This is a genomic window from Clostridium sp. AM22-11AC (assembly GCF_003473545.1).
GTDB lineage: Bacteria > Bacillota > Clostridia > Lachnospirales > Lachnospiraceae > Enterocloster.
This window is the reverse complement of record NZ_QUCM01000001.1, coordinates 449,719-466,631: the sequence shown is the minus strand read 5'-3', so window position 1 is coordinate 466,631 and position 16,913 is coordinate 449,719. Positions and strand designations below refer to the sequence as shown.

General features: G+C 44.2%; 16 protein-coding genes. 13 read left to right on the top strand and 3 right to left on the bottom strand.

The features are described from left to right. Positions 1 to 81: 81 nt before the first annotated feature. Both DW251_RS02160 and DW251_RS02155 read right to left on the bottom strand, forming a co-directional pair. The gene (locus DW251_RS02160) at positions 82 to 669 is read right to left on the bottom strand and encodes a chromate transporter (protein ID WP_118300076.1); all 588 of its coding nucleotides are present in this window, start codon (positions 667 to 669) and stop codon (positions 82 to 84) included. Then, entirely contained in the window at positions 666 to 1,298 is a 633-nt protein-coding gene (locus DW251_RS02155) for a chromate transporter (RefSeq protein ID WP_118300075.1), read from the bottom strand. The genes DW251_RS02160 and DW251_RS02155 overlap by 4 nt, the downstream gene beginning before the upstream one ends. Before the next feature lie 523 nt (positions 1,299 to 1,821). Here DW251_RS02155 and DW251_RS02150 point away from each other — a divergent pair. From DW251_RS02150 to DW251_RS02120, 7 genes are all read left to right on the top strand, one after another. After that, the gene (locus DW251_RS02150) at positions 1,822 to 3,270 is read left to right on the top strand and encodes an aminotransferase class V-fold PLP-dependent enzyme (protein WP_118300074.1); all 1,449 of its coding nucleotides are present in this window, start codon (positions 1,822 to 1,824) and stop codon (positions 3,268 to 3,270) included. Positions 3,271 to 3,307: 37 nt separating this feature from the next. Beyond that, entirely contained in the window at positions 3,308 to 4,168 is an 861-nt protein-coding gene (speE, locus tag DW251_RS02145; RefSeq protein WP_118300073.1) for a polyamine aminopropyltransferase, read from the top strand. Next, positions 4,165 to 5,424: a saccharopine dehydrogenase family protein gene (locus DW251_RS02140; protein WP_021868901.1), complete on the top strand. Its 1,260-nt coding sequence runs from the start codon at positions 4,165 to 4,167 to the stop codon at positions 5,422 to 5,424. Before speE ends, DW251_RS02140 begins: the two co-directional genes overlap by 4 nt. Before the next feature lie 13 nt (positions 5,425 to 5,437). Continuing rightward, positions 5,438 to 6,577, top strand: a complete 1,140-nt coding sequence (gene nspC, locus DW251_RS02135) for a carboxynorspermidine decarboxylase (RefSeq protein WP_118300072.1) — start codon at positions 5,438 to 5,440, stop codon at positions 6,575 to 6,577. Beyond that, complete coding sequence (gene aguA, locus DW251_RS02130) at positions 6,577 to 7,755, top strand: agmatine deiminase (RefSeq protein WP_347474603.1); 1,179 nt, start codon at positions 6,577 to 6,579, stop codon at positions 7,753 to 7,755. Before nspC ends, aguA begins: the two co-directional genes overlap by 1 nt. 135 nt (positions 7,756 to 7,890) lie before the next feature. Continuing rightward, positions 7,891 to 8,763 (top strand): N-carbamoylputrescine amidase, encoded by an 873-nt coding sequence (aguB, locus tag DW251_RS02125; protein WP_118300071.1) that lies wholly within the window; start codon positions 7,891 to 7,893, stop codon positions 8,761 to 8,763. A 141-nt stretch (positions 8,764 to 8,904) separates the two neighbouring features. Beyond that, the gene (locus DW251_RS02120; protein ID WP_118300070.1) at positions 8,905 to 9,300 is read left to right on the top strand and encodes a pyridoxamine 5'-phosphate oxidase family protein; all 396 of its coding nucleotides are present in this window, start codon (positions 8,905 to 8,907) and stop codon (positions 9,298 to 9,300) included. Here DW251_RS02120 and DW251_RS02115 read toward each other — a convergent pair. After that, positions 9,297 to 10,004 carry a helix-turn-helix transcriptional regulator gene (locus DW251_RS02115; protein ID WP_118300069.1) on the bottom strand — a complete coding sequence of 236 codons (708 nt, stop codon included), beginning with the start codon at positions 10,002 to 10,004 and terminating at the stop codon, positions 9,297 to 9,299. The two genes, DW251_RS02120 and DW251_RS02115, sit on opposite strands and share 4 nt — an antisense overlap. 317 nt (positions 10,005 to 10,321) lie before the next feature. Here DW251_RS02115 and DW251_RS02110 point away from each other — a divergent pair, with 317 nt between their 5' ends. The 6 genes from DW251_RS02110 to DW251_RS02090 all read left to right on the top strand — a co-directional run bounded on the left by DW251_RS02110 (position 10,322) and on the right by DW251_RS02090 (position 16,870). Beyond that, positions 10,322 to 11,506, top strand: coding sequence for an amidohydrolase (locus DW251_RS02110; protein ID WP_021868907.1), 1,185 nt, complete (start codon positions 10,322 to 10,324; stop codon positions 11,504 to 11,506). Between the two features lie 51 nt (positions 11,507 to 11,557). After that, the gene (locus DW251_RS02105) at positions 11,558 to 12,967 is read left to right on the top strand and encodes an AbgT family transporter (protein ID WP_118300068.1); all 1,410 of its coding nucleotides are present in this window, start codon (positions 11,558 to 11,560) and stop codon (positions 12,965 to 12,967) included. Between the two features lie 373 nt (positions 12,968 to 13,340). After that, the gene (locus tag DW251_RS02100; protein WP_118300173.1) at positions 13,341 to 14,561 is read left to right on the top strand and encodes a PatB family C-S lyase; all 1,221 of its coding nucleotides are present in this window, start codon (positions 13,341 to 13,343) and stop codon (positions 14,559 to 14,561) included. Positions 14,562 to 14,608: 47 nt separating this feature from the next. Next, positions 14,609 to 14,788: a hypothetical protein gene (locus tag DW251_RS18135; RefSeq protein ID WP_243034842.1), complete on the top strand. Its 180-nt coding sequence runs from the start codon at positions 14,609 to 14,611 to the stop codon at positions 14,786 to 14,788. Positions 14,789 to 14,791: 3 nt separating this feature from the next. Further along, complete coding sequence (locus DW251_RS02095) at positions 14,792 to 15,802, top strand: aminotransferase class I/II-fold pyridoxal phosphate-dependent enzyme (protein WP_347474609.1); 1,011 nt, start codon at positions 14,792 to 14,794, stop codon at positions 15,800 to 15,802. Between the two features lie 45 nt (positions 15,803 to 15,847). Further along, positions 15,848 to 16,870 (top strand): branched-chain amino acid aminotransferase, encoded by a 1,023-nt coding sequence (locus DW251_RS02090; protein ID WP_118300067.1) that lies wholly within the window; start codon positions 15,848 to 15,850, stop codon positions 16,868 to 16,870. The last annotated feature ends 43 nt before the right edge of the window (positions 16,871 to 16,913 follow it).

Below are 16,913 nucleotides of genomic sequence, written 5' to 3'. Positions count from 1 at the left end.
CCTATTGTCTGAATGATATGATCTGATGTCATAACACTTATATCATACCACAAAGTGAGAGAAAAATATGTAATAAAATTCTCAAGTAAAAATTTTTCCTATCAGCTGCAGCACCACTTCCGCCACTCCTGACAAAAGCATTACATGAATAGGGTTTATTTTAAAGCGTACCAACAGGATCAGGGAGCCGATGAAAATACCTACGGCCTGGATGCTGATATTTGGCAGAAGTTCCGTAGTTGTCAGGGAAGCCATAGTTTCGCCCCAGAAAGCGTTGACCAGGATGCTGACACCGGCAGCTGCGATCATGGCGATCACAGCCGGACGCAGGGATTTAAGGACGCCCTGGAGAAGGCTTAAATTCCGGTATTTCAGATAGATCTTTGCCAGTAATGTAACTAAAATGCAGGATGGCAGAACACAGCCGGCAGTAGCAGCCAAAGCCCCCGGCATTCCGGCAATACGGGTGCCTACGAAGGTAGCGGAATTGACGGCAATAGGTCCCGGTGTCATCTGGGAAATGGTGATCAGGTCTGTAAATTCTGACTGGGTAAGCCATGGATGAAGCTGTACGACCTGGTTCTGGATCAGAGGCATGGCAGCATATCCGCCGCCGAAACTGAAGGCACCGATCTGTAAGAAACTGATAAAAAGCTGTAAATAGATCATAAGCTGCCTCCTTTCTGTGCATTATCCTGGGAAGTACTGCGGTCGTTTTTTCCGGCCTTTTTCTCACGGTACAGTGTAAGGATCACACCTAACGCAATGCACAGCAGGATCAGCACAATGGCGCTGACTTTATAAAAATAATTGGCAATGAAAGCAGCAACCATGATGATAATGGACAGATACTGCTTTTCCTTTACAATACCAGATGCCATACCCCAGCTTACTTCCATGATCACAGCGCCTACCCCGGACTGCATGCCATTTAACATCCACCCAACGATCAGGTTGGAACGGAATGCCGCATAACAGAATGAGATAGCAGAAAGAATGACAAAAGGCGGTATTACTGTAGCAACCACAGAGCATAAGACTCCTGTCAGGCCAGCCAGCTTGTAACCTACAACGATAGCCCCGTTTACAGCAATGGCTCCGGGACATGACTGGGCGATAGCCACCAGATCCAGCATTTCTTCCTCATCGATCCAGTGATACTGGTTTACAAATTTTGTTTTCATCAAAGTAACGATCACGTATCCGCCGCCAAAAGTAAAGGCGCTGAGATACAGAGTTGAGAGAAAGAGCTTTTTAAGGATCTCACCTTTACTGGCTCCTTTTATATTTAATTCCATATTTTCCTCCTGTGTAACAGACTACTATACGTCCAGATCGTGGACGTACAACAACATTCTTTCTTACTATAAGCCATGAAAATCCAGATGTAAATGTAAAAATGAATGAGAAAATGATAAGGTGATCATAAAAATTTTCTTGACAGCTTGTTAAGACTATGTTAATTTAAAAAGTGTGACCACTCAATATATTGAGTTAAGCCCAGACGGACAGGCGGGTCAGAAGCCGAAAGTGGGAAACCACATTATTGATTGGGTTAGGAGCCCAAATTTTATAAGTCGATACGCAGTATGCGTAATTTTATCAGTGCAAAAAGGCACGTCACTTGTGAAACGGTCAATAAGAGCTTCTGGCAAAACAGAGCAGAGAACTGGGGAGTAGGGTCACTTTTTTTCTGTCTGTTAAAAGGACAGAGACATTTAAAGACAAAACACATACAGCAGGTGATGGAATATGCCGTCACCTGTTTTTTTTATGTTTTTTTATGGATAAAAGGGACGGCGAGTATGAGGAGGCGGAAAAATGGACCTGGAAGCACAAAAGCGTGCGCCTATTTATGAGGCGTTAGAGCGTTTTAGAAAGAAAAGGGTAGTGCCCTTTGACGTACCGGGACACAAAAGAGGACGGGGAAACCCGGAACTGGCAGCTCTTTTAGGGGAAAAATGTGTTGGATTAGATGTAAACTCCATGAAACCTTTGGATAACCTGTGCCATCCGGTATCTGTGATCCGGGAGGCAGAGGAACTTGCAGCAGAGGCCTTTGGCGCCAGCCATGCATTTCTTATGGTAGGGGGAACCACTTCTGCTGTTCAGGGGATGATCCTTTCAGTCTGTAAAGCAGGAGATAAGATCATTCTGCCAAGAAATGTACATAAAAGTGCCATCAATGCCCTGGTACTTTGCGGGGCAGTTCCGGTTTATGTAAATCCGGAAGTAAACGGAGATCTGGGCATCTCTCTTGGAATGGACATTCATAAGGTGGAAAAAGCGATTGAAGAAAATCCGGATGCTGTAGCAGTTCTGGTAAATAACCCCACCTACTACGGGATCTGCTCTGATCTGCAGGGCATCGTAAAGCTGGCCCACGAAAAAGGCATGAAGGTGCTGGCAGATGAAGCCCATGGAACTCATTTGTACTTTGGAAAAGGCCTTCCGGTAAATGCAATGGCAGCAGGTGCAGATATGGCAGCTGTTTCCATGCACAAATCTGGAGGAAGCCTGACACAAAGCTCCATGCTTCTGTTAAATAAGGGCATGAACCAGGATTATGTGCGTCAGATCATTAACCTGACGCAGACTACCAGCGCATCCTATCTTCTCCTTTCCAGTCTGGATATTTCCAGAAGAAACCTGGCATTGCGGGGGGAGGAATCCTTTGGGAAAGTGATCCAGATGGCAGAATATGCCAGAAATGAGATCAATTCCATTGGCGGCTATTATGCATACGGAAAAGATCTGGTCAATGGTACCAGTGTCTATGATTTTGATGTGACCAAGCTTTCTGTGTATACACTGGGGATCGGACTGGCTGGCATCGAGGTTTATGACCTGTTAAGGGATGAGTATGATATCCAGATCGAATTTGGAGATATCTGCAACATTCTGGCATACATTTCCATTGGTGACCGCATTCAGGATATTGAGCGCCTTGTGGGAGCTTTGGCAGATATTGAGCGCCTTTACAGGAAAGATAAGACGGGCATGCTCACCGGGGAATACATTTCACCAAAAGTAGAATGTTCCCCACAGAAAGCTTTTTATGCCCAGAAAGTTTCACTCCCTATTGAACAGACGGCAGGAAAGATCAGCGGTGAATTTGTTATGTGTTATCCGCCGGGTATCCCGATCCTGGCGCCAGGGGAAGTGATCACCCAGGAGATCGTGGAGTACATTCTTTATGCAAAGGAAAAAGGATGTTCCATGCAGGGAACAGAAGACCCGAAGATCGAACGGCTGATGGTTTTAGTATAAATTGCTCCCGCTGTGGGAGAACATCAGGAGGAAGAAAATGGAACTTTGGTATTCGGAGTTTCATACGGAAAATGTAAAGCTTTCTGTCCGTGTGGACCGTCAGCTGTTTTCCGGTGAAAGTGAGTATCAGCGGATCGATGTATTTGAGTCTGCTGAGTTTGGAAAATTTGTAGCCTTGGACGGGGAGATCGTTTTCTCCGAAAAAGATGAATTTATCTATGATGAAATGGTGACCCATGTGCCTATGGCTGTCCACCCTAATGTGAAAAATGTGCTGATCATTGGCGGCGGGGACGGCGGTGTGGCAAAGGAGTTGATCCAGTATCCGGGAATTGAGTCCATTGACGTAGTAGAAACGGACAAAATGTTTGTAGATGTGTGCAGGGAGATCTTTCCGGAGGTAGCCTGCGGATTAGACGAAGAGCGGGTCCATGTATATTATGACGACGGACTGCGTTTCCTTCGTGGAAAGAAAGGCTGTTATGACCTGATCATCAATGACTCTACAGACCCATTTGGACATACAGAAGGTCTGTTTACAAAGGAGTTTTACGGCAGCTGCTACAATGCGCTGCGGGAAGACGGGATCATGGTATATCAGCATGGAAGCCCCTTTTATGATGAAGATGAAGCTGCCTGCCGTAGCATGCACAGGAAAGTATACCGTTCTTTCCCTGTAAGCCGTGTGTATCAGGCCCATATTCCAACCTGTCCGTCCGGCTACTGGCTGTTCGGCTTTGCGTCAAAGAAGTATCATCCGTTAAATGATCTTCAGGCGGAAAAGTGGAATGAACTTCATATACCTACATGGTACTATACAACCAATCTCCATACCGGCGCGTTCATGCTGCCAAAATATGTGGAGGACCTGTTAGAAGAGGAGGAAAATAACAAATGAGCAGATTAATGGTGATCGGATGTGGAGGCGTAGCTTCCGTAGCAGTACATAAGTGCTGCCAGAACAGCGGTGTATTTACAGAACTTATGATCGCAAGCCGCACAAAATCAAAGTGTGATGCCTTAAAGGCACAGTTAGAAGGAAAAACAGATACGGTGATCACAACCGCCCAGGTGGATGCAGATAAGGTAGAAGAACTTGAGGCACTGATCCGCTCCTATAAGCCGGATGCAGTATTAAACGTGGCTCTTCCTTATCAGGACCTTACTATTATGGAAGCATGCCTTCGTACAGGTGTAGACTACATTGATACAGCCAATTATGAGGCTGAAAATACAGATGATCCACAGTGGAGAGCAATTTACGAAAAACGCTGCAAGGAAAAAGGATTTACTGCATACTTTGATTATTCCTGGCAGTGGGATCTGAATGACCGTTTTAAAGAGGCTGGTCTTACCGCCCTGTTAGGAAGCGGTTTTGATCCGGGTGTTACCAGCGTATTTTCTGCTTATGCATTAAAGCATTATTTTGACGAGATCCATACCATTGATATTTTAGACTGCAACGGCGGAGATCATGGCTATCCATTTGCTACCAACTTTAATCCTGAGATCAATTTACGTGAAGTATCTGCAAATGGCTCCTACTGGGAGAACGGCCACTGGGTAGAAACAGAGCCAATGGAGATCAAGAGAGAATATGATTTCCCTGAAGTAGGAAAGAAAGATATGTATCTTCTTCATCACGAAGAGATCGAGTCTCTTGCAAAAAATATCCCGGGAGTTAAGCGGATCCGCTTCTTTATGACCTTTGGACAGAGCTACTTAACCCATATGAAATGCCTGGAAAATGTAGGAATGCTTTCCACTTCCCCGATCCAGTTCCAGGGACAGGAGATCGTACCGATCCAGTTTTTAAAGGCACTGCTTCCTGATCCTGCTTCCTTAGGTCCAAGAACTGTAGGAAAGACTAATATCGGCTGTATCTTTAATGGTGTAAAAGACGGAAAAGAAAAGACCATTTACATTTACAATGTATGCGACCACCAGGAGTGCTACAAAGAGGTTGGTTCCCAGGCAATTTCCTATACAACCGGTGTTCCGGCTATGATCGGCGCTATGATGGTAGTTACCGGTGCATGGAAAAAAGACGGCGTGTTTAACGTAGAGGAATTTGATCCGGATCCATTTATGGACGCCTTAAATAAGTGGGGACTTCCATGGCAGGTATGCGAAGATCCTCAGATCGTAGAATAGGGAGAACTTGAAAATGAGAATGGATCAGCTTCCCACTCCCTGTTATGTGATCGATGAGAAGAAACTGAAAGAAAATCTGGAGATCTTGGGGGATGTCCGGGAAAAAGCAGGCTGTAAGATCCTGCTGGCCCAGAAAGCCTTTTCCTGCTTTTATGAATATCCTCTGATCGGGCAGTATTTAGACGGCACCACAGCCAGCGGCCTGTATGAGGCCAGACTTGGAAAAGAAGAAATGGGGAAAGAAAACCATGTGTTTGCCCCGGCTTATAAGGATGCAGATATAAAAGAACTGGGAGAGATCTGTGACCACATTATCTTTAATTCCTTTGCCCAGCTTCGCCGCCATAAAGACGCAGTCTCAGGAAAAAGCCTGGGACTGCGCATCAACCCGGAGTGTTCCACTCAGGGGGATCATGCTATTTATGATCCCTGTGCTCCTGGTTCAAGACTTGGTGTTACAAAAGAGGTATTTGACTGTGAGATTGCAACAGAGCCGGAGCTTTTTGAGGCTCTGGACGGCCTGCATTTTCATACGCTTTGCGAGCAGAATGCAGATGATCTGGCAAAAACACTGGAAGCAGTGGAAGAAAAGTTCGGCCCATGGCTTTCTAAGATAAAATGGCTGAATATGGGCGGTGGTCATCATATTACAAGAGATGATTATGACAGAGAGCTGCTTATAAAATGCATTCGTCATATAAGAGATACTTATGGAGTAGAGGTGTATCTGGAGCCGGGAGAAGCTATTGCCTTAAATGCCGGTTATCTGGTGACTGAGGTAATGGATATTGTGGAAAATGGACTTTCTGTGCTGATCCTTGACGCTTCTGCTGCCTGCCATATGCCGGATGTGCTGGAAATGCCATACAGACCGCCATTAAAGGACAGCGGAGTTTCAGGAGAAAAGGAGTTTACCTACCGTCTTTCCTCCTGTACCTGTCTGGCGGGAGATGTGATCGGGGATTATTCCTTTGATAAACAGATTCAGGTGGGAGATAAGCTGTATTTTCAGGATATGGCTATTTATTCCATGGTGAAAAATAATACATTTAACGGTATTCCCCTTCCTGGGATCGCTGTGATGAAAGAGGACGGGGACTGCGAGATGATCCGCACTTTTGGATATGAAGACTTTAAGGGGAGACTGGCATAATGGAGATGATGGAAAAGACGGATATGACCGGTGAAATGGATAAGATAAATAAAACGGTGCAGGCGGAACGGCTAAAAACATTGCCGGCATCAGATGGATTTCACATGCCTGGGGAATTTGAACCTCACAAAGGCACCATTATGATCTGGCCGGAGCGCCCCGGTTCCTGGGCTTATGGAGCCAGAGATGCCAGAAAAGCTTTTGCACAGATCGCAGAGGCCATAGCAGAAGGAGAAGATGTTTTCATGCTTGCTGGTCCTTCTTCCATCGAGTCTGCGAAAGCGGCTTTTTCTGGAAAGTCAGAAAACATCCACATTCTTCCCATAGAAACAGACGATGCCTGGGCCAGAGATGTAGGACCTACCTTTGTAAAAAATGCCCGGAAGGAAGTCCGGGGCATCAGCTGGCAGTTCAATGCCTGGGGCGGTGAGGTAGACGGCCTTTATGCAAGCTGGGAAAAGGACGATGCTGCGGCAGAGGCGGTCTGCGATGCTCTTGGTTATCCTGTATATGATGCAGGAGATTTTGTCCTGGAAGGCGGTTCCATTCACAGTGACGGAGAAGGAACGCTGTTAGTAACAGAGGCATGTCTTTTAAGTCCTGGAAGAAACCCACGCCTTACAAAAGAAGAGATTGAAAAGAAGCTTTGTGAATATCTGGGTGCAAAAAAGGTGATCTGGCTGAAAAACGGCATCTGGCAGGACGAGACCAATGAGCATGTGGACAATGTGTGCGCCTTTGTAAAGCCGGGAGAGGTAGTTTTAGCCTGGACCGATGATAAAGAAGATCTACAGTATGCCCTTTCCATGGAAGATTACCAGATTTTGGAAAATGAGACAGATGCAAAGGGCAGAAAGTTTGTGATCCATAAACTGCCAATTCCTGAAAAGCCGGTATGCATCCAGGAAGAAGATTTAAAAGGTCTTGCTTTTGAGCCGGGAGAAGATACCAGAGAAGCAGGAGAACGGCTGGCAGCCAGTTATGTAAATTTCTATATTGCAAATGAAGCAGTTTTAGTTCCTCAGTTTCAGGATAAGCATGATAAGCTGGCCTGCGATATTTTAGGAAAGCTGTTCCCGGAGCGGAAGATCTGCCCGATTGATGCACAGGCCATCATCATAGGTGGCGGAAATATCCATTGTATTACCCAGCAGATCCCTTCAGGCTGTGGAAAGTAAAATTCGGCAACCAGCAGTAACCGCAAAAGTTGCCAACGAAAATAAAAATGGATGAAACATTATAAAATGTTGTAAAAACAACGGATCAAATGGATTTGGGAATATCGGGTCCAGTGAAAGAAGGAGAAACGAAAATTGAGAAACGTAAGATGTGCCGCAGTCCAGATGCGCTGCAGCAGAAATGTAGCAGAAAACATAGAAAAAGCAGAGGCTCTGGTACGTCAGGCAGCAGCGGAAGGAGCTCAGGTGATCCTTCTTCCAGAGCTGTTTGAACGTCAGTATTTCTGCCAGGAGCGCAGATATGATTACTATCAGTTTGCAACGCCTGTAATGGAAAATCCGGCAGTGAGATATTTCCAGAGAGTCTGTGCAAGCCTTGGAGTAGTGATCCCGGTAAGCTTTTATGAAAGAGATGTAAACCGGCTGTTTAATTCTGTTGCTATGATCGATGCAGACGGTTCTATTCTGGGCGTTTACAGAAAGACCCATATCCCGGATGACCATTTCTATCAGGAAAAATTTTATTTCACACCGGGAGATACCGGTTTTAAGGTATTTGACACAGCCTATGGAAAAGTGGGCGTTGGGATCTGCTGGGACCAGTGGTTTCCGGAGACTGCCAGAGCTATGGCAGTAGAAGGCGCAGAGATCCTTCTGTATCCAACAGCTATTGGAAGTGAACCTATTCTTTCCACTGACAGTATGCCTCACTGGAGAAGATGTATGCAGGGACACAGCGCATCTAATCTGGTGCCTGTGGTTGCAGCGAACCGGGTAGGCGAGGAACGGGTAGAGCCATGTGCAGAAAATGCAGGACAGAGTTCTTCCCTTGTTTTCTACGGTTCATCTTTTATCACCGACGGCTGTGGAGAGATCCAGATATCCATGGGAAGACAGGAAGAAGGTTTTATAGCAGCTACCTTTGATCTGGACCAGCTGATGGAAGACCGCCTTTCCTGGGGACTTTTCAGGGACAGACGGCCGGAGATGTATGGAAAGCTTCTGTAAAAAGATCACAGATAACACTATGAAAAATAGTAGTGACTTATAAATTGACTAATATCTTCCAGAACAGTAGCAGATCCGATAAGATAAGTACTGTCAATAAGCAATGCAGACATGCAAAAGCAACGAATGGAGGTATATTCAATGTTAAATGAGTCAGTGATCAAAGTTTTAAAAAATAGTATGTGGGATCTTGCTACCTGCGCAAATGGAGAGCCAAACGTAGTTCCAGTTGCATTTAAGAATGTAACAGAGGACGGAAAGCTGGTTGTAGGTGATGTTTTCCTTGAAACAATTTTAAACAACATTAAGGCAAATGACGGAAAAATTGCTATTTCTGTATATGACGCACAGAGCCTGGAAGGATATCAGATCAAGGGAACTGCTGAGTACGTAACAGAGGGCGATGTTGTAGATACCTTTAAGGCTATGGTAGAGAGCATGTTTAAGGGTGCTGCAACTGCAAAGGGGGCGCTTATCATCACACCTGCCAAAGTGATCGTTACCACACCTGGTGCTGACAACAAGAAAGAAATCTAAAGCACTGTAAACATATTATAAAGCTTTAACAAACGTATATCTTCCCGGGAGACTTTAAGGCCCTGCAACAGAGCTTCGTCTTCCGGGAGTTTTGTTTTTGAAAACAGCATTTTAGTAGCGATGGGCATCATGGGACGGCTGGAAAAACCATTAAACAGTCCCCGTTTTGTATCTGTATCCAGATAGGAAGCAAGGATCTGTGCGCTGGCTTTTTCTACCGGGCTGTCCTGGTTGGTCAGCTGGATATTGGTCAGGGCGTCAAAATGCTCAATATAGCCCCAGTATGTATTTTCACACAGCTTGTAATTTTCAAAATCTTTAAAATTCATATACATCATGATCTTATAACTTGATGTATCAGTTTCTGAAAGCACATCAAAGACGCAGCGGATCAGCTGCTTATTTCTTCCGTCATATACATAGGCATAAAACTGGGAGCAGCCTGCGAAAAAGGCGGGACTGTTTTTGCTGTCCGGCAGGTTGGCATGGCGTGGCGGACAGTAGAGCAGCTGCTCTACGTGGATCTGCAAAGCAGAGGCAATTTCATATAATGTTTCAATATCTACCGGAATCTCCCCGTTTTCATACTTGGAAACAGTAGATTTGCTTTTGCAGATAACAGCCGCAAGGGCTTCCAGTGTCATTTTGCGTTTTTTGCGGAAAGTGCGGATCTGTTTTCCGATTTCTGTACTGATCTGGGACATAGATTAAGCCACTCCTTTTATAGATTAAAGTAAGGATCCAACTGTATTTTTAGTGACTTTATGATAGCAAAAAGTTTCGTATAAATCAACAAAACCGCGATTTTTTTCTGCAGTTTTTCAGGCGGGGCCAAAAGCAGGTGTTGAAAAGAAAAAAATCCAGTTTCAGGAAACAAGTTTTAGATTTTTCCATTAAGAGGAAACAAATGCCTTTTTGCTTCAGCGTATTTTTTTAGTACAATGCAGATATGAGATGCATCCAGGAAATCAGTTAAATGACAGGTTTGCGCAGCCTGACAAACAAAAGCAGGAGGAAATGAATGGAATCCAGTAAGATAAAAGAACTGGCACAGGACCAGCAGGACTACGTAGTGGCTATGAGGCGGGAATTTCACCGTTCACCGGAGCTTTCAGGAAAAGAATTCCACACAAGAGAACGGTTGATAGAAGAAATCGAAAAAATGGGTGTTCCCTATGAAAAGCTTCCAGGAACAGGCCTTATTGCGATCATTGAAGGCGGAAAGCCTGGGAAGAATAAAATACTGCGTGCAGATATAGATGCTCTGCCATTACAGGAAGAAACTGAAAATTTAAAGCAGCCTAAGGTCTGCGTTTCTGAAATTCCAGGCAGATGTCATGCCTGCGGCCATGATGCCCATATGGCAATGCTCCTTGGAACAATGAGAATACTGGTGCAGAACAAAGAAGAACTTCCAGGAACTGTATATTGTTGTTTTGAAGAAGGAGAGGAAACAAACTGCGGAATTGATACCATGATAGAGGCACTGGAAAAATATCCTATTGATGAGTGCTTTGCATTTCACGTATATAACGAACTGGATGCAGGCAAGGTCAACATTGTTCCGGGACCAAGAATGGCAGGAACAGTAGGAATTGGTTTCCACCTAAAAGGAAAGAGCGGACATGGCTCCAGACCGGATCAGGCGATCAACCCGATCATTCCGGCAGCCCATATTATCACACAGCTGAATTCTGCTTTTATGAACCAGTTAAATGTAGAAGAAACAGTTACACTTGGTCTTGGAATGGTAAAAGCTGGAGAAGCTACCAACATTATCCCGGATGATGCTTATGTAGGAGGAACTGCCCGTTTCTTCAATAAAGAAGAAGGAGAAAAGGCATTAGAGATCATTGAGCGGATCGCAAGAAATACAGCAGATTCCTACAGATGCGGCATTGAATTTGAAAAGAGAAATAATATCAGCCCATATCCTGTTGTAAATGATGAGAAAACAGCTCTTAAGATCCAGAAAGCAGTAGGTGAGATCTGTGGAGAAGAAGTATTAGGAGACTGTGATAAGTGGTTTGCTTCTGAGTGCTACAGTGCATATCAGAACAAATATCCAGGCGTGCTGGGATTTTTAGGGATCCGCAATGAAGCTTATGGCAGCGGTGCAGCACACCATAATGGAAAATTCGATATAGATGAATCAGGATTCTGGCTGGGAGTGTGTGCAGAAGCAGCCTTTGCATTTGAAAAATAAAAACAGGGAATGGTTTGAAAAATACGTAAGAGTATAAAGGGGAAAAACTAAATGGGAAAAAAAGAAAAGAAACCGTTTAAAATGCCGCATCTTTTGTGGATCATGTTTGGGATCATAGTATTGGCCTGTCTGGCAACCTATCTGATCCCGGCAGGAGAGTTTGCAGTAAATGAAGCAGGACAGATCACAGGTACTGATTTCCACTTCCTGGGACATCAGACACCGGTCAGTCCGTGGGGCGCACTGATGCGTGTGAAGTCAGGCATGGTAGGAGCAGCAACCATAGCGTTTGTTGTTATGATATCAGGAGCTAATATCAACGTTGTACTGGAAACAGGCGTTATGGACGATCTGATGAATTGGGGTGTTTATAAGTTAAAGGATAAAGGAACAGGTATCCTGGTATCCATGATGATGATCCTTATGGCTTATTTAGGTGGATTTGGTGGAACGGATGCCCTGATCGCTGTAGTACCGGTTGGTGTTATGTTCTCTAAAAAGCTGAAGCTGGATCCAATCTGTGCCCTTGTAGTAACCACCTTTGCAGCATTAGTGGGCTTTGGTACAGGTCCTGCGCAGCAGGCAACTACACAGATGCTTATGGGCGTCACTCCTTATTCTGGTTTCTTTACCAGGCTGGTCATCATGAATTTCTTTTTATTTGTTGCGATCATTATGACTATGCAGTATATCAAAAAGATCCGCAAAGATCCTGCTGCATCTATAATGTATCAGGATGGCTGGAGACCGGATGCTATTGTGAACGGTTCAGAGGAAGAACTGTTAAAGCATGTGGAAATGAACTGGAGAAAAGTAGCAGTTATTGTTCTTTTTGTACTTCAGTATCTGATCATTGCCATTTATCCTCTTATGGGCGGAGACAGTAACCTGACCTTTGACTTTATGCTTGCAGTTATGATCATTACTATGATCGCAGTAGGCATTATCGGCGGTATGTCTGCTGAAAAGCTGGCTGATGCTTTTGCAAAAGGCCTTGGCTCTATGGCTTTTGTAGCTTTTGTTATCGGACTTGCAAAGGTGATCTCTCTGGTGCTGGCAGATGGAAATGTGATCCATACCATTGTGTATGTTCTTACCAAGCCGCTTATGAGTCTTCCAAAATCCGTATCCAGTGTAGGACTTACACTGATCGTTTCTGTTATCAACCCGCTGATCCCGTCTGCTACTTCAAAGGCTGCGATCCTGGTTCCTATTATGAAGCCGGTAGCAGAAGCACTGGGCTTACATCTGAACCTTGCAGTTGTAGCTTATCAGATGGGCGACAGCTTTACCAACCTGTTATCCCCGCTTTTAGGCTGGATGATCGGGTCCTGCATTATGGCGGAAGTGCCATTTCCAAGATGGTTTAAGTGGGTGTTCCCAAAGGTTATCACCCTTATTTTACTGGCATGTGTGATCGTTTTCCTGCTGACTGTTACCGGATGGACCGGCGTAATATAGTTATACAGTGATATAAATGAGAGATAAGCCTGCGTTGAAAAGGCTTTATCTCTCATTTTTTATTGTGTATATGGTGAAGGGATCTGTGACATATTCACCGGTCAAAAGCCCTGAAAAGTTTCGTATAAATCAATAAATCAACGATTTCTTTTCTGGTTTACCTGCTTTTTCTAAAGTCTCTGCACAGAAAAAAGAAAAATCTATTTTCAGGAAACTTAATTTGTAAAATTCCACTGTAGAGAAACTTAAAGCACTTTGATTTCGGGTACTTATTTTAGTACAATCCAGGCATGAGATGCATCCAGTACCTGAAATAAAAATAACAGACCAGGCCGGCGCAAGCCTGGAAAATCAGAGAAACGGGGTAAAAAATATGTACAATTTTGATGAGATCATTGACAGACGGCATACAAATGCCATGAACACAGACGGTTTCCGTGATTACATTTTCCATGCAGATGAGACTATGAAATTCCCATACAAGGATGAAGAATTTATCCGTATGTGGGTAGCAGATATGGAATTTGCCACACCGGATGTTGTTATTGACGGAATGAGAGAGCGTTTAGACAAGCGTATCTTCGGCTATACCAGAGTATTTGAAAAGAGCTATTACGAAGCATTTTCCGCATGGTGCCAGAGAAGATATGGCTGGACCTTTGACAGAAAAGAACTGGTAATGTCAAATGGTATCATTCCAGCGTTATATGAAATGGTGGAATACATCTGCAAACCAGATGAAAAGGTATTATTCTTAACTCCTTCTTATGCATATTTCAAGTATGCAGCAGACTTTAGCAAGAGAGGCTATGTATGCAGTGACCTTCATGATGAAGACGGATATTATACCATTGATTTTGATGATCTTGCCAAGAAGGCAGCAGACGAGAAGACTACACTGTTTATCCTGTGCAATCCTCATAACCCAAGTGGACGTATCTGGACTGAAGAAGAATTAAAGAAGATGGCAGAGATCATTGAAAAGAACAATATGTGGGTCATCTCTGATGAGATCCACTGTGATTTGATCCGCTGCGATAAAAAGCATATCCCAATGGGCAAGGTAATGCCGGATTACAAGCGCCTGATCACCTGCATGGCACCAAGCAAGACCTTTAACCTGGCAGGTATGATGATCTCCAACGTGATCATCCGTGATGAAGGCTTAAAAGAAATCTGGTTAGGCCGTCATTATAACTTTGACAACCCGTTAAGTATTGCAGCAGCACAGGCAGCTTATGAAAAGGGCGAGCCATGGCTGGAAGAATTAAGGGCATATCTGGATGAGAACTTCCGCTTCACCGGAGAATACTTAAAGGAGCATCTGCCAAAGGCAAAATACAGAGTATCTGAAGCAACCTATCTTGCGTGGGTAGACTTAAATGCCTACTTTGAGCCAGATGAGCACCTGCCTCTGTTCTTCGCATACAAGGCCGGAGTCCTTCTGGAAGGAGGCAACATGTTCGTACAGAACTCTGATGGATTCATCCGTCTGAACCTGGCTTGCCCGAAGGCAACTTTGGCAGAAGGTTTAAGAAGAATCTGCGAAGCAGTTAATACAAAACATACAGAAAAGTATCTGGGAGAGAAATAAAAGCTTATTTCAGGAAAACTTTCAGAAACAGGAGAAGAAAAAGGAAAATGGAAAAGCGGGAATTTTTAGAAAAATATATAGCTGACCGTCACAACACAAACTGCAGTAAATGGGACGGTTTAAAGGAAAAATTTGGGGAAGACGGTCTGCTGCCTATGTGGGTGGCAGACATGGAATTTAAGACATGTGACGGGATCACAGATGCCTTAGTTGAACGTGCAAAATAGGGAATCTTCGGATACGGTGTAGTTCCAGATGAATACTATGAACTGTTTTCAAAGTGGATGGAAAGACACCATGGTTTTTCCGTAAAAAAAGACTGGGTACGTTTCTGCACCGGCTGTGTAACAGCCATTGCATGGATGATCCATGCATATACACAGCCTGGGGATGCATGTCTGATCCTGACTCCTGTGTATTATCCATTTCACAATGTTGTAACCAACAATAACCGTAAGCTTGTAACCGCAGACTTAAAATATGAAAATGGCTATTTCTCCATGGATTATGACGCAATTGAGCAGGCGATCACAGAAAATGATGTGAAACTGTTCCTTATGTGTTCCCCACATAATCCGGCAGGAAGAGTATGGACAGAGGAAGAATTGGATCATGTGCTTGCTATCTGCAAAAAGCACAATGTTCTGGTGGTTGCAGATGAGATCCACCAGGATATTGTATTTGGAGAAAACCATTTTGTGCCGGCTGCAGCAGTTGCAGAAGGCAAATATCAGGATATCCTGCTGGTGCTTAACTCATCTTCCAAGACATTTAACCTAGCTTCCCTGATCCATTCTCATATCATTATTATTAATGAAGAACTTCGGGAGAAATATGACCAGTTTGCCAGCGGTTTAAACCGTACAGAAGTAAGCGTTATGGGTATGGTTGCTACTATGGCTGGTTATAAGACAGGTGATGAATGGTTATCCAATGTATTGGAAGTGATCGGCGACAACTATAAATATCTGAAAGAAACACTGGAAACAGAGCTTCCGGGAGTTGTGGTATGCTCCATGGAAGGAACCTATCTTCCAATGATCGACTTAAGAGCCTGGGTAAAACCGGAAGAAACTCATGATTTTATCCAGGGGAAATGCCGTCTGGCAGTAGATTATGGTGAATGGTTTGGAGTCGGATATGAAGGCTTTATCCGTATGAACCTGGCAACAGATCCTGTTTTTGTAAAGCAGGCAGCTGAAACGATCATCAGAGAAGCTAAGAAATTAAAAGAAAAGTAAAAATAAAAAGATTACCGCAATAGCATCTGCAAAGGAGTAAAAATTATGGAAAAGAAAAATCTGGACTGGGAAAATATCGGTTTTGCATATCATCAGACGGATATGCGCTATGTGGCAAATTACAAAAATGGCGCCTGGGATGAAGGAGGACTTATTGCAGATGCTAATGTGGTGATCAGTGAGTGCGCAGGTATCCTTCAGTATTGTCAGGAGGTTTTTGAAGGACTGAAAGTATATGAGACAAAGGACGGAAACATCGTTGCTTTCAGACCTGATCAGAATGCAGAACGTATGATAAATTCTGCTAAAGGCATGGAAATGCCCCCATTTCCAAAAGAACGTTTCCTGGATGCCTTAGATCAGGTGGTAAAGGCAAATGCGGCCTGGGTGCCGCCTTATGGAAGCGGCGCTTCTCTTTATATCAGGCCGTATATGTTTGCTTCTACACCTGTGATCGGAGTAAAACCGGCAGAAGGATACCAGTTCCGCATTCTGTGTACACCTGTAGGCCCATATTTTAAGGGTGGTGTCCGTTCTCTTCACATCTGCGTCAGTGACTATGACCGTGCAGCACCTCATGGAACCGGCCATATCAAGGCTGGTTTAAACTACGCAATGAGTCTTCATGCTTATGTAGATGCACATAAAAATGGCTATGATGAAAATATGTTCCTTGATCCGGCTACCAGAACCTTTGTAGAGGAGACCGGCGGAGCTAATTTCTTCTTTGTAACAGAAGACGGAGAGCTGGTGATCCCGAAGTCCGACTCCATTTTACCGTCTATCACCCGTCGTTCTGTGATCACAGTAGCTGGTATGCTGGGAATTAAAGTAACAGAACGTCCTGTAAAACTGGAAGAAATTGGAAAATTTGTAGAAAGCGGACTGTGCGGAACTGCAGCAGTCATCTCTCCAGTAGGCAAGATCACAGATCATGGAAAAGAGATCGTATTCAGGGACTCAGAACATACCATGGGACCTGTTACAAAGCGGCTTTATGATACATTAACAGGTATGCAGCACTGCGAGATCGAAGCACCGGAAGGCTGGATCCATAAGATCATGTAATAGTAAGGTACAAAGTGTAGAAAGCAAATATATATGAAAAATA